The organism is Cupriavidus sp. 01L43 (genome assembly GCF_056399925.1).
The window spans coordinates 61,265-74,534 of sequence record NZ_JBFTSH010000011.1; the positions used below are offsets into that span (position 1 = coordinate 61,265).

Sequence of the window (13,270 nt, forward strand, 5' to 3'; positions counted from 1 at the left end):
GGCTAACGCGCGTCCTGCGCGTCCTGGCGACCGGTACGGACCGGATCGTCCGCCCAGAAGTCGTAGAAGTTGAACCAGTCGAATGGCGAGCGCACCAGCAGCGCCTCCAGCCATGCGGCGTAAGTCGTGGCCAGCGCGGTCAGCGCGGCGTCCCGGCTCGCACGTGGGAGCGTCACCGCGCGCGTGAGTTCCGTGAAACGCAGCAGATGGCCGTCGCCATGGCGCACGCAGCCCATGGCGTACAGCGGGCAGCGCATCAGCCCCGCCAGCACGTACGGGCCCACCGGGAAACGCGCCGGCGCGCCCAGGAACGGCACGCGCACCGCCCGGCCGCCGTGCGCGGGCGCGCGGTCGCCAGCAATCGCCACGAACTCGCCCGCCTGCACCTTGGCCGCCAGTTCCAGCGCCGTGGCGGGCGAGATATCGTCCACCTGATAGAGCTGGAGGCCCGATTTGGGATCGAGCCGCGACAGGATCCGGTTGAATCGCTCGGCATGGGCGGTGTGCACCAGCACGGTCAGCCGCAGCCCCTGCCGCTGGTTGGCCAGCACCCGGCACAGCTCCAGGCAGCCCATATGCGCGGTCATGATGATGCCGCCCTGCCCGCTGGCGATCTGGTCCAGCAGCACCTGATGGCCTTCCCGGGTGACGTTGCCGAAGCGGTACTGGCCGCCGATGGACAGCAGCTTGTCCAGCAGCGTGTCTGCGAACGAGAACAGGTGGCGCAGCGTATGGCGCCAGGTGGGCTGCGCGCCGATCGCGCCGGCGGTGGCCTCCATGCGCGTGAGGTAGTCCATCGACGCCCGGCGCGCCAGCGGATGCGTGATCCAGTAATAGGTGACCACCGGGTACAGCACCGCCCGGAACAGCGTGCGGCCGAAGACGCGATAGAGCCCGTACAGGCACCAGACGCCCCAGACGCACGTGGCCTCGCCGATGGTGCTCCAGTGGCGCGACGGCGTGCGGCGCGTGGCGGCGTCAGCCGTAGGCTTCGCCGTGCTCATGCCGGCCTCACCCTGCGCCAGAGCAGGCGCGGCAGCCGCCACACCATGCCGAAGAACAGCCGCGTATGCATGCGCGAGATCAGCACGTTGTCGCGCCACGCCTGGAAGTGCGAGACGCCATCGGACGGATAGGTCACGCGCGTCGGCACGTTGACGATGCGCACGCCGCGCCAGACCAGATGCACCAGCACCTCGGTGTCGAACTCCATGCGCCGGCCGAGGTCCACATCGCGCATCAGGGCGGTTACCGCCGCCAGCGGGTAGACCCGCAGGCCGCACATCGAATCCTTGATCTCGAACGACAGTGTGTTGATCCAGACCCAGATGTGTGTGAGGTAGCGCGCGTAGAGCCGCAGGCGCGGCACCGAGTCGTCGTAGACCGGGTGGCCGCAGATCATCGCGGCAGGCTGGGCCTGCGCCAGCGCGGTGAACTGGGGAATGCAGCCGGCGTCGTGCTGGCCATCGGCATCGATCTGCAGCGCGTGCGTGTAGCCGAGCCGCGCGGCTTCCGTGAAGCCGGCCATGATCGCGCCGCCCTTGCCCTGATTCACGGACAGGCGGATCAGGCGGACGCGCTCGGGGTGCGCGGCGGCAATCTCGCGGAGCACCTGCTCGCAGGCCGGGCTGCTGCCGTCGTCCACCAGCAGGCACGGCAGCGGGTGCGCGAGGATGGCATCGACCATGGCGCCGATGGCGCCTTCGTGGTCATAGACCGGCACGAGCACAACCGGACGGAACGGCGTCATGGCGTATCGGGATGAAAAATGATCTTGCCGCTGGCGTGCGGGCCGGTGTCGGATGTCAGCCGGAAGCCGAGCGCGAGGGCGTCTGGCTGCCACGTCAGCGCCATGCGCACCGTGGTGCCGGGCTGGATCACGGCCTGGAACTTGAGCGTGTCCAGCCGCGCGAAGCGCTCGCGCGGCGGAATCGGCAGCCGCTGGGGCGCCAGCGCCATCACCCAGTCCACCTGGGCCACGCCAGGCACGATCGGGGTATCGGGGAAGTGGCCGTCGAAGATCGCCAGGTCATCGGTCACCTCCAGCGCGGCGGTGGCCGAGGTGGCCGAATTGGCCTCAGCGTCCAGCCAGTGCGCAGCCGGCACCGTGCGGCGGAACAGGTCGCGCAGCATGGCTTCGGTGGTCTTGCCCTGCGCGTTGCACGGCAGCGCCGGCACGAAGGCCCAGCGACGCGGCAGCGCCACCGGGTCCACGGCGTCGGCCAGTTGCGCGCGCAGCGCGGCGGTCAGCGCGGCACGCCCATGGGTGTCGAGGAGTGCCTGTCCGGCGTCGCCAGGCACCACGGCGGCGGCCACGCGGGTGCCGACATCGAGTTCGACCATGACAACCCGCGCCTCCCGCACCAGCGGCGAGGCGGCCAGCCGCTGCTCGATCTGCGTCAGCGAGACGCGTTTTTCCTCGATCTTGACGATGCGGTCAGCGCGGCCGGCCAGCACGAAGCTGTCGTCGCCGGCGGGCAGCGCGCGGTCCGCGCAGACGTACCAGTCGTCATCGGCCAGATGCGGCGAGCGCACGGCCAGGAAGCCGTCCTGCAGGCGCCAGGCGATGCCGGGCAGTGCCGTCCAGCGGTCCGCCTGCACGGCGCGCTGGCGCCAGGCGATGCCGCCGGTCTCGGAGCTGCCGAATACTTCGATGGGGGAGCGGCCGGTGTGGCGCAGCGCGTCCGCGGCAGCCTCGGGCGGGAGCGGCCCGCCGGACGAGAACACCGCCTGCAGCACCGGGCGCGTGACGGGCCAGTCGAGCGCATCGGGCATCCGCTTCAGGTGCGCCGGGCTGCTGACCAGCACCGCCGGGCGGGCGTCGTCCGCGCAGGCGCGTACCAGTTCCTCATGGAAGGCGAGCCGCGCGCCGGGCATCGGCCGGCCCGCCGCCAGCGGCCAGAGCACCGTGAAGAGCAGGCCGTAGATGTGCTGGTGCGAGACCGTGCTCAGCACACGCACATCGGCGGGCAGCCGCGCGCCAAAGGCTTGCTGGAGCGTATGGACCTCCGCGTCGAGCTGGGCCAGGCGCTTGTCGATGGCGCCGGGCTCGCCGGTGGACCCCGAGGTGAACAGCGTGACCCAGGTGTCGTGCGTGCTTAGCGGGAGCCAGTCGGCCTCCCCTGCCCCCGGAGTTGTTCCGGGCGCTGGCATCAAGCCGCCCGGCAACTCGCCGGCCCAGCCATCGGCATGGCCACGCAGCGCCGCGAGCGTCTCCGTGCGGGTATCGCCGGGCAGCACAACGTGCTTGCCGGCATGCCACGCGCCGAACAGCGCGGCGGCGAAATCGGCCGTGCCCTCGACGTACAGCGCCCAGCGCGCGCCCGGCGCCGCTACGAAGGCCCGGCGCCACGCCGCCACACTGGCGACGAACGCTGCCGCCTGGGCATCGCCTCGCGCGGCCCGTGCCGCCTGGGCAGCCATCACGGCGCCAACGCCCGTGAAGCCAGTGAAACCACTGAGCGCGGGCTCAGTCATGACGATTCTCCGCATGCCGCGCACGCGCGCGCTGCCGCACCAGCCATTCGCCGGCGAACATCGCGCCGATCAGGCCATAGGCAATCGCGCCGTTGTACAGCGCCCAGACCCGGTCGCTGGCGGCCAGCGCGGTCACGGCGGCAACGGCGCCATTGCAGATAAAGAACACGCACCAGGCCTGCGTCACGCGGCGCGTATAGGCCACGCCGCTGGGCGGCAGGTTCGGCTCGCGCAGCCGGGCCATGCGTTCCACCAGCGAGGGCGGATGGCGCAGGCTCCAGCCGAACACGCCCAGCATCGCCACGTTCACGAGCACCGGGTAGAGCTTCAGCGGCAGCGCGTGGTCGGAGGCCAGCACGATCAGGGCCAGCCCCGCCGCGAGCACCGCCATCGCCCGCCAGCCGGCCTGGCGGCTGGTGCCGGCGCGCAGCAGGGCGAGCGCGACCAGCGCCAGCGCCATCACGCGCGGCGAGAAGTGCTGCAGACCCAGGTAGATCACCACCGGGTACGACAGCGTCAGCAGCCCCAGCCCCCACTTGCGCCAGGTCATTGGCGTCAGGCGGTGGCCGGCGAGTCGATCAGCAGCGCAAGCGCCTGCACCACGTCCTGCACGGTGCGCACGGACTTGAACTGCTCGGGCTTGAGCGGCTTGTTCAGCATCGGCTTCAGCTTCACCAGCAGGTCGACGGCGTCGATGCTGTCGATGTCGAGGTCGTCGTACAGCCGCGCCTCGGGCGTAATGCGCTCCGGGGCGATCTCGAAGGTTTCCTCGAGAACCGCCGCCACCCGCGCGAAGATTTCGTCGTGAGTCATGATCTGGCTCCGTATAGCAGTATTGCGATGACCTCGCGGATCAGGCCGGGGCCTGCCCGCGCTGCGACGCCACGAACGCCGCCAGCGCCGAAACACTGGCAAAGCGCGCGCGGATTTCCTCCTTGTCGCCGTTCATGGTGATGCCGTAGCGCTTCTGCAGCGCCAGGCCCAGTTCCAGTGCGTCGATGGAATCGAGGCCCAGGCCTTCGATGAACAGCGGCGCGGTGGCGTCGATATCGTCAGCCGCCACGTCCTCGAGGGACAGCGACGAGATGATCAGTTCCTTGATTTCTTGCTCAAGCGCCTGCACGGCGGATCTCCCTGGAGAAAAACTCGAATAGTGATTGGGTCAGGTGGCGCACGGCCATGGCGTCGTCGGTGCCCGGCGCCACCCACTGCGCGGGTGGCACGTCTGGGTGCACGTCGATGACGAAGCGCGGGCGCCGCACCGGCACGTGGTACCACTTCTCGCCCTTGGTCAGCGTGGGCGGTTCGCAGCGGATGACCACCGGGGTCAGCGCAAAGCCGCCACGTACGGCCACGTTGGCCGCGCCGCGCTGGAGTTGCAGCGGCTGGCCCGGGCGCGTGCGCGTGCCTTCCGGAAAGATGATCAGGTTGTTGCCGGCCCGCAGCGAGGCGATGCAGTCGTCGACCATCGCCGCGCCACTGTCGTTCTGCACCCAGCCGGTGGCCAGCACCGGGCCGCGCGTGAACGGGTTGCGTGCCAGGCCGGACTTCACCACGCAGTCGGCGCGGCGCGTCAGCGCCATCAGGAACACCACGTCGATCAGCGACGGATGGTTCGCCACCACCAGCATCCCCTCGCGTTGCAGCCGTTCTGGATGGCGGATTTCGTAGCCGATGACGCCGACGCTGCGCATCAGCCAGAGGAACAGCCGGAAGGCATGGTGGATGACATCGCGGCATACGCGCTGGCGCGTCTGGGTGGACCACGGCAGCAGCGCCAGCGCCGGGAACACCAGCACGCGCAGCAGCAGGCCGCCCACGCCGAAGCTCGAGAAGCAGAAGCCGGTGGCGCACACGCGCCAGGCGCGGTCGAGGCGTTCAACCATGGCGCTGCCACCTCCAGACCGCGCGTTCGCCACGGTGGCACAGCTCGGCGTCGCCGGTCAGCATGAATCGCAGCACATCCAGCGCGTGCGGCAGCACCGGATGGGCGGTGTCGGGGTCCGACGCCTCGCGCACATGGTCGATGTCGAGCCGGAACACCGGCTCGCCCGGGCGCGGCTTGCCGATGCGCCAGGCCCAGCCGAACAGGCAGCCGGGCTCATCGGCGAACTCGGCATAGGCCTCGGGCAGCGGCGCGTCATAGCAGACCAGCAGCACCTCGTCCGCACCATCGGCCAGCAGCGCGCAGGCTTCGAAGGCGGCCGTCTCCACGGTATCGCGGCCAGCCGCCACAGCCTGGAGGTTGGAGGCGTCTCCCCGGTCGATCGTAAACATCGCGCCAATGGCGTTGTGGACAGAGAGGCCGAACGCGGTGGGCGACAGTGGCTCGCCGGCTGCCAGTTCGCTGAGCATGTCGAAGGCGCGGCGGGTGTCGCCGTGGCGCGAGGCAAACACGGCCGGCGGGGCCGGCGCGGCGGGGGCCTCGTCGGGCGGGAGGGTGTCGTAGGCGGGATGCAGCGCCGCGCGGCCGATGGCATTGACGCGTCGGCGCAACATTGGGGCCATGGCCGAGAGCGCCGGCAGGTCCGATCCCTCGGGCAGCCATGGCGCAAGACTCCACGCCTGCCAGGCTTCCGGGGATTGCAGTGCCGGCGCACAGGCCGCCCATGCGCGAATTCCGAATTCAATTGCCATGCCGTGCGCGTTGGGTGGAATGTGAGCCCCGCGTCCCCCGCCGTGCCTGGGGCAACGTTGGCCACGCGCGTGTGCGCAGGCCCGCGCGCGACCATCGCACCGGGGAACAGATTCCGTTTTTCCCTGAAATTAGAAGCAAAATCCGAGGATTTCGCCGAAATTAGTTATCGACACCCCGATTTCGCATATACCGCGCTAACGGCGGGTTTCGGCCAAACACTGAGCCGCCCAGTCGAGGGGTGTCCGTGGAGCGTGCTCCGGGTGGTCATTCCTAGCAAAATACTGAAATGTTTCAACCCGGCGAACTTCGCCACACTTTTTTTGTCAGGGGCGAATTCTCGCATAAAGCGGCACCCGTAGGAATGGCGCAACAGTAACGGTCCTTCGCAAATGTAACGAGGGCGGGCGCGGCTTTTCAGCCGCCCCGCCCTGTGCTGGGACGCCCCGGAGGACGTGTCGATCAGGCCGCCGGCAGGATCTTCCCCGTGACCTCGCCAAAGCCGACCCGGTAGCCATCGCCCTGGCACCAGCCGGTCATGGTCACCGTGTCGCCATCCTCGAGGAAACCACGCTGCACGCCGCCGCTCAGCGTCACCGGTTCGGCGCCATTGCGCGTGGTCTCCAGCAGGCTGCCGCACGAATCGGGCGTGGTGCCGCTGATCGTGCCCGAGCCCATCAGGTCGCCGACGCGCACATTGCAGCCAGACACCGTGTGGTGCGCCAGTTGCTGCGCCATGGTCCAGTACATCGCCTTGAAATTGGTGCGGCAGACCGTGCTGGGCGCCGCGCCAGCCGGTTGCAGCGCGATTTCGAGCGCGATGTCGTAGGCGTTGCGGCCCTGCTGCTGCAGATACGACAGCGGCTCGGGCGACTGTGCCGGATTGTCACGGCGGAAGGGCTCGAGCGCCTCCATCGTCACCACCCACGGCGAGATCGACGTCCCGAACGACTTGCTGTTGAACGGCCCGAGCGGCACGTATTCCCACTGCTGGATATCGCGCGCGCTCCAGTCGTTGAGGATGACCATGCCGAACATGTGCGCGGGGGCATCCCCCGTGCTGACCGGCTCGCCCAGCGCCGACGGCTTGCCGACGATGAACCCCATCTCCAGCTCATAGTCGAGCTTGCGGCACGGGCCGAAGGTCGGGCGCGCCTCGTTCGGCAGCTTGGTCTGGCCGTTCGGGCGACGCAGCGCGGTGCCACTAACCACCACCGAGCTGGCGCGGCCGTTGTAGCCGATTGGGATTTCGAGCCAGTTCGGCAGCAGCGCGTTTTCCGGGTCGCGGAACATGCGGCCGACGTTGGTCGCGTGCTCGCGCGACGAATAGAAATCGGTGTAGCCAGGGATCTCGACCGGCAGGTGCAGCGTCACGCCGGCCATCGGCAACAAAGCCTTGGCGCGCAGCGCCGCGTGATCGCGCAGCGCGGCGTCTTCGCCGGAGAGCAGCGCCGTCAGCCGGGCGCGGGTGGCCTGCCACAGGGGCTGGCCCAGCGCGATAAAGCGGTTGAGGCTGGCCGAGGCAAACGCGCCCTTGGCCGCCGCCGGCAGCAGGCCGGCATCGTCGAGCGCGACGAGGTCCAGCACCTGGTCGCCAATCGCCACGCCCACGCGCGGGGCCTGGCCGTTTGCCGAAAACAGGCCGTATGGCAGGTTCTGGATCGGGAAATGGGTCTGGCCGTCGTTGGCCGATTCGACCCAGCTGGTGGCACGCGTTTGGGTGCCGGTTTGGGGGGCAGTCATCTTGGGAATCTTCCGGAAATCAGCGCACGTTCGGGTTGAAATGCTTCTTCAGGCCTTGCCAGCAGGTGTAGTAGTCATGCTGGAGCAGCRCCGACTGGGCCGCGTACGGCGTCGGGCGGATCACGCCCGGCGTCTCGAACATGAACGCCATGGTGTCGGTGATGTGGTGCGGCTGGCTCGTGTCAGCCCCCGAGGCGCGCTCAAAGGTTTCCGCATCGGGGCCATGGCCACTCATGCAGTTGTGCAGGCTGGCGCCACCCGGTGCAAAGCCCTCGGCCTTGGCATCGTAAACGCCCGAAATCAGGCCCATGAACTCGCTCGCCACGTTGCGGTGGAACCAGGGCGGACGGAACGTGTTCTGCGCGGGCAGCCAGCGCGGGCCGAAGATCACGAAGTCGATGGTGTCCACGCCCGGCGTGTCCGACGGGGACTGYAGCACGAGGAAAATCGACGGATCCGGATGGTCGTAGCTGATCGATCCGATCGTGTTGAAACGGCGCAGATCGTACTTGTACGGCGCGTAATTGCCGTGCCACGCGACCACATCGAGCGGCGAATGGTCGATCTCGGCCTGCCAGAGATTGCCCTGGAACTTGGCGACGAGTTCGAACTTGCCCTCGCGGTCTTCGTAGCTCGCCACCGGCGTCAGGAAGTCACGCGGATTGGCCAGCCCGTTCGAGCCGATCACGCCGAGGTCCGGCAGCTTGAACAGCGCGCCGTAGTTCTCGCAGATATAGCCGCGCGCGGTGCCGTCCGGCAGGTCCACGCGGAAGCGCACGCCGCGCGGAATCACGACGATCTCCTGCGGCTCCACCGCCAGCCGGCCCATTTCCGTCGACAGCAACAGACGGCCTTGCTGCGGCACGATCAGCATCTCGCCATCGGCGTTGTAGAAGAAGCGGTCCTGCATCGACTGGTTGGCCAGGTACAGGTGGATGCCGCAGCCGGTCATCGCTTCGGGGCTGCCATTGCCGGCCATCGTCACGATGCCGTCGATAAAGTCGGTCGGCGCGGTCGGCATCGCCGGCGGGCTCCAGCGCAGCTGGTTCGGCGACGGCGGCACCTCGTCGAAACGGCTCAGCCAGCGGCCCGGCTCCAGGCGGCTGAACGGCTGATGCATGGCGGCCGGGCGGATGCGGTACAGCCACGCGCGCCGGTTGTGAGCGCGCGGCGCGGTGAAGGCAGTGCCCGAGATCTGCTCGGCGTACAGGCCATATGGCACGCGCTGGGGCGAGTTCTGGCCCACGGGCAGCGCGCCGGGCAGTGCCTCGGTGGCGAATTCGTTGGCGAAGCCGGACAGATAGCCGGCCACCGAGACGTCCGCCATGGCTTCGTTCAGTTGAGTCTGGGTCATGAAGTCTCCTCTCGTGCCCCGGATCGTATTCGTCGTTCGACAAATTACGAATGGTGAAATCAATTTCGCATATCGTAATGATGACGGATGGACGTGTCAAACCGGGAACGACCCTGAGTCGGTCCTAGGACGACAATAGGCGACCCGGCGGCCGGTTACATCACTGCCGATGGAAAAGGCGAAACGGAAATCAGAAGACGCGCAGCGAGATGTGCACGAAAAAGCACGCGGCGCAATGGCAGCGGCTGGGGATCGCGGGCGCGATCGCATGAAGGACCGGGCATTGCCAGCGCGGCGGATTAGCCGCGCCGGAAATGCCCGGTGGTCTTGCTATCCGCAGACCATGTGGGCGGGTGCCCCCAGGCCCGTGGACTGGCGGTGTTACATGGGCTTGTGGCCCTCCCCGGTGCTGGGTCCGGAACCGAACCCGCCCTGCCCCTGCGGCGCTGCCGCGGGAGCCGAGCCGGCCGGCTGGCCGGCCATCGAGGCTGCTGTAACGCCGCCATTGCGGCTGGCGATGAATGCGTTGACGTCGGCTGCCAGATGCTGCGGGGCCAGCACCACTTCCAGCCCCAGCGCCTCACAGGCCGCCAGGAACGTGGACATGCGTGGATCGGCTTGCCCCGATTCGGCCCGAAGATAGGCTTCCCGGGAAATTCCCGCCTTACGGGCGACGTCCTCCTGCTTGAGCTTGCGCGCACGACGCAACGCCCGCAGTTGCCGGAACGGTTCGCTAGCGCCTCTTGGCACGGCTGTACTGTTCATGTCGGTCTCCAGTCACCAGTGAAAAAAAAGTGCGCGGACGTGCATTCGAGTATAGAGCACGTAAAGCGTTCCGTAAGGTCATGTTTGGAACACTTTTACAGATTTCTTATGATGGCTTGATCTCGCCCACCGGAACCTCCTCCAAAAGGCGGATACAGCACAACTTCCTCTCCCCGCCTCCTCATAACGACAACGCACGCTTTGCGTTGACGTCACTTCAGTATCAACGATGTGTGGAATAAGGCAAGTTGACAAACCGACCGGTCGTGCTATTCTCAACCTCATGCAAAAAGGCCAGCTCACCCGTACCGCGATCATCGAACAGGCACTCGCTTCCGCCGCGCGCGTGGGGTTCGAGCAGCTTTCGCTCGCCACGCTGGCCGCGGACACGAATATGTCGAAGAGCGGGCTCTACGCGCACTTCCGCTCGAAAGAGGCGCTGCAGGAGGCCGTGCTCGAGCGCGCGGCGGAGCGTTTCAACGATGTCGTCGTACGTCCGGCGATGCGCCAGCCGCGCGGCGCACGCCGCCTGCAGGCGCTGTTCGACGGCTATATGGACTGGCTAGGTGCCACGGTGACGGAGGGGCGCTGCCTGTTCATGGCGCTCTCCCAGGAGTACCGCGACAAGCCTGGCGTCATTCGTGACAGGGTCGTGCAGGCCTTCAAGGACTGGCACAGCACCATCTGCCGCGTGATTACCGACGCGATGGACGAAGGCGATCTCCGGACCGATGTGGACCCGCGCCAGTTTGCGTTCGAGATGGCCGGGATTGGTATGTCGTTCCAGACATCGTTCAAGTTGATGGCGCGCAGCGATGCCGAGGCGATGGCCCGGCGCGCGTTCGCCCGGCTGCTCGACGACGCCCGAGCCACGCGGGAAACCGCCCCGGCCGACGCCTGAAACGGCTCGCCGGCGGCTTCACACCACGGCGTTCCCGGGCACGAACGCAGTGTGTCAGACGGCATTTTCGTCGTCATTTATTGCCCGAAAAATAGCACGACTGGTCGGTCGTGAATCATAAAAAAACAGGCGGGAAGCCAGCGAAGCTGGCCGATTTCGCCGGCAAGCCATCGGTTGGAGGTGTTCGCCGTGCCGCAAGTGCTGTTTTCCTCATCCACGCCACGCGCCGCTGGGTCACATCATGTGACGCATGCGGAACCCGTTTCCACCGTCCGCAGGGGGCCGCCCATGTGGCTCAGACTGCGGTGGCAGGCCGCGAGCCTCCTCCATCCGGGGGGCACCGCCCGCGCGCTGGAGCGCCTATGGTTCACGCCGCCCCGCGCCAAGTCGAGCCCGGATGCACTGCGCCTGATCGATGCCGCGCGCAGCGAATGGGCACTGGTCACCGGCCAGGGCATCAGCCGGCGTGTGCGCGTCTACCGCTGGGGCACCGAAGGGCCGGTGGTCCTGCTGGCCCATGGCTGGGGCGGTCATGCCGGCCAGTGGCATGCGCTGGTCCATGCGCTGCTGGGCGCCGGGATGCGCGTGGTGGCGTTTGATGCGCTATCTCACGGGGCCTCCGACGCCGGCGCACGCGGGCCGAACCAGACCTCCTTGCTGGAGATGGCACGCTCGCTGCTGGCCGCGGCCTGGCAGGTCGGGCCGGTCCATGCAGTGGTCGGCCATTCGCTGGGCGGTGCCGCCGCCGCGCAGGCGATACGCGAAGGCTTGCCGGTGCGCGGCGCGGTGATGATCGGCTCGCCCGCTGATATGGGCGAATCCTGCGCCGCCCTCGCCTGGCAGCTCGGCATTGCGCCGGGCATCCTTGCGCGCATGCGGCAGCAGAGCGAGCAGTGGCTCGGCACGTCCTGGGCGACGTTCAACGTGCCCGATGTGGGGCGCACGCGGCCGGTGCCGCCGGCGCTGGTAATCCATGACCGCGACGACAAGGAAGTGCGCTGGGAAGACGGCGCCGCCATCGCAGGCGCGTGGCCGGCGGCGCAGCTGGTGACCACGACCGGACTCGGCCATCGGCGCATCCTGCAGGACAAGGCCGTGGCGACCGAAGTGGTCAGTTTCGTGGCGGGACTGGTTGGGGAGAACCCAGTGCGAAGCCTCGCGCGCGCGGTCGCCGCTCGTCCTCTCAGCTAACCCCCTTCTATATAGACAATAAGGGCCGGGTGCTGCGTCAGCAGCCCCGGCCCTCGTTTATGGCGCGCCCGCGACTTGGCGGTTAATTGCAGATTAGAACCCGGACAGCACCAGCTTGCCGATAGTCTGGCCACCTTCGAGCTGCGCGTGGGCGCGGCGCAGGTTGGCCGCGTTGATCGTGCCCAGGTTCTCGCCCACCGTGGTTTGCAGGCGTCCCGCATCGATCAGCCGTGCCACCTCGTTGAGCAGGCGGTGCTGCGCGATCATGTCCGGCGTGCCGAACATCGCACGGGTGAACATGAACTCCCAGACGAAGGTCGCGCTCTTGCTCTTCAGCGCGCCCACCGGCAGTTCGCTCGCGTTCTCGACGATCGAGCAGATCTTGCCCTGCGGCGCGATGGCTTCGGCCATCGCCGGGAAATGGCGATCGGTGTCGTTGAAGCAGAGGATGTAATCCACCGCGTCAAACCCAAGCTTGCGCAGTTGCGCGGGGATGTCGGCACGATGGTCGATGATATGGTCGGCGCCCAGGCGGCGGCACCAGGCTTCCGATTCCGGCCGCGAGGCCGTGGCGATGACCGTCAGCCCGCCCAGCACCTTGGCCAGCTGGATGCCGATGGAGCCCACGCCCCCTGCCCCGCCGATAATCAGCACCGAACGGCCGGCATCGTCGCCCTTTGGCGACACGCCCAGGCGATCGAACAGCGCCTCCCAGGCGGTGATGGCCGTCAGCGGCAGCGCGGCGGCGTTGGGGAAGTCCAGCGATGCTGGCTTATGGCCGACGATGCGCTCATCGACGAGGTGAAATTCGCTGTTGGCGCCGGGCCGCGTGATGCTGCCCGCATAGAAGACCGGGTCGCCGACCTTGAACAGCGTCACGTCCGGGCCCACGGCGGCCACGGTGCCGGCGGCATCCCAGCCCAGCACGCGCGGGGCATCTTCGACCTTGTCCTTGGGCGCGCGGACCTTGGTGTCCACCGGGTTCACGGCGATCGCCTCCACCTTGACCAACAGGTCGTGGCCCGAAGCGGCGGGCTTGTCGATTGCCACATCCACCAGCGCTTGGGGGTCGCTGATCGGCAGGTAACGGGTCAGTCCAATGGCTTTCATTGCAGGCATCCTTTCCAACGTATCGAGGGGATGCCTGCATCCTAACCGTTTCGGATTGCCCTGATTAGCCAGATGAATCCGCAATCACTTTCAC

At 67.9% G+C, this 13,270-nt stretch carries 14 protein-coding genes; 2 read left to right on the forward strand and 12 right to left on the reverse strand.

The features are described 5' to 3' along the window. Nucleotides 1–2 precede the first annotated feature (2 nt). From AC1DP9_RS18415 to AC1DP9_RS18465, 11 genes are all read right to left on the reverse strand, one after another. The gene (locus tag AC1DP9_RS18415) at nt 3–1,004 is read right to left on the reverse strand and encodes an LpxL/LpxP family acyltransferase (protein WP_477108148.1); all 1,002 of its coding nucleotides are present in this window, start codon (nt 1,002–1,004) and stop codon (nt 3–5) included. Beyond that, nucleotides 1,001–1,750 (reverse strand): glycosyltransferase family 2 protein, encoded by a 750-nt coding sequence (locus tag AC1DP9_RS18420; protein ID WP_477108149.1) that lies wholly within the window; start codon nt 1,748–1,750, stop codon nt 1,001–1,003. Before AC1DP9_RS18420 ends, AC1DP9_RS18415 begins: the two co-directional genes overlap by 4 nt. Further along, nucleotides 1,747–3,477 (reverse strand): ApeI family dehydratase, encoded by a 1,731-nt coding sequence (locus AC1DP9_RS18425; protein WP_477108150.1) that lies wholly within the window; start codon nt 3,475–3,477, stop codon nt 1,747–1,749. Before AC1DP9_RS18425 ends, AC1DP9_RS18420 begins: the two co-directional genes overlap by 4 nt. Further along, nucleotides 3,470–4,027, reverse strand: coding sequence for a COG4648 family protein (locus AC1DP9_RS18430; RefSeq protein ID WP_092299798.1), 558 nt, complete (start codon nt 4,025–4,027; stop codon nt 3,470–3,472). The genes AC1DP9_RS18425 and AC1DP9_RS18430 overlap by 8 nt, the downstream gene beginning before the upstream one ends. Nucleotides 4,028–4,032: 5 nt before the next feature. Next, the gene (locus AC1DP9_RS18435; protein WP_092299795.1) at nt 4,033–4,290 is read right to left on the reverse strand and encodes an acyl carrier protein; all 258 of its coding nucleotides are present in this window, start codon (nt 4,288–4,290) and stop codon (nt 4,033–4,035) included. Nucleotides 4,291–4,330: 40 nt separating this feature from the next. Further along, nucleotides 4,331–4,600, reverse strand: coding sequence for a phosphopantetheine-binding protein (locus AC1DP9_RS18440; protein WP_092299792.1), 270 nt, complete (start codon nt 4,598–4,600; stop codon nt 4,331–4,333). Beyond that, nucleotides 4,587–5,363: a lysophospholipid acyltransferase family protein gene (locus tag AC1DP9_RS18445; protein WP_092299789.1), complete on the reverse strand. Its 777-nt coding sequence runs from the start codon at nt 5,361–5,363 to the stop codon at nt 4,587–4,589. Before AC1DP9_RS18445 ends, AC1DP9_RS18440 begins: the two co-directional genes overlap by 14 nt. Then, entirely contained in the window at nt 5,356–6,114 is a 759-nt protein-coding gene (locus tag AC1DP9_RS18450; protein WP_454757761.1) for a beta-ketoacyl synthase chain length factor, read from the reverse strand. Before AC1DP9_RS18450 ends, AC1DP9_RS18445 begins: the two co-directional genes overlap by 8 nt. Nucleotides 6,115–6,574: 460 nt before the next feature. Beyond that, nucleotides 6,575–7,855: a fumarylacetoacetase gene (gene fahA / locus AC1DP9_RS18455; RefSeq protein WP_477108151.1), complete on the reverse strand. Its 1,281-nt coding sequence runs from the start codon at nt 7,853–7,855 to the stop codon at nt 6,575–6,577. Between the two features lie 19 nt (nt 7,856–7,874). Further along, nucleotides 7,875–9,209 carry a homogentisate 1,2-dioxygenase gene (hmgA, locus tag AC1DP9_RS18460; protein WP_477108152.1) on the reverse strand — a complete coding sequence of 445 codons (1,335 nt, stop codon included), beginning with the start codon at nt 9,207–9,209 and terminating at the stop codon, nt 7,875–7,877. 381 nt (nt 9,210–9,590) lie between these two features. Beyond that, entirely contained in the window at nt 9,591–9,974 is a 384-nt protein-coding gene (locus AC1DP9_RS18465) for a helix-turn-helix domain-containing protein (RefSeq protein ID WP_092299777.1), read from the reverse strand. Between the two features lie 283 nt (nt 9,975–10,257). On the opposite strand from AC1DP9_RS18465, the gene AC1DP9_RS18470 reads away from it, so the two are divergent. Together AC1DP9_RS18470 and AC1DP9_RS18475 are read left to right on the forward strand one after the other, a co-directional pair. Then, complete coding sequence (locus tag AC1DP9_RS18470; RefSeq protein ID WP_477108153.1) at nt 10,258–10,875, forward strand: TetR family transcriptional regulator C-terminal domain-containing protein; 618 nt, start codon at nt 10,258–10,260, stop codon at nt 10,873–10,875. Between the two features lie 288 nt (nt 10,876–11,163). Next, a complete protein-coding gene (locus tag AC1DP9_RS18475) occupies nt 11,164–12,066 on the forward strand; it encodes an alpha/beta fold hydrolase (RefSeq protein WP_255370947.1) in 903 nt (300 codons plus the stop codon). A 93-nt stretch (nt 12,067–12,159) separates the two neighbouring features. Here the strand turns inward: AC1DP9_RS18475 and AC1DP9_RS18480 are convergent, their stop codons facing one another. Next, nucleotides 12,160–13,176 carry a zinc-binding alcohol dehydrogenase family protein gene (locus tag AC1DP9_RS18480; RefSeq protein ID WP_092299768.1) on the reverse strand — a complete coding sequence of 339 codons (1,017 nt, stop codon included), beginning with the start codon at nt 13,174–13,176 and terminating at the stop codon, nt 12,160–12,162. Between the last annotated feature and the right edge of the window lie 94 nt (nt 13,177–13,270).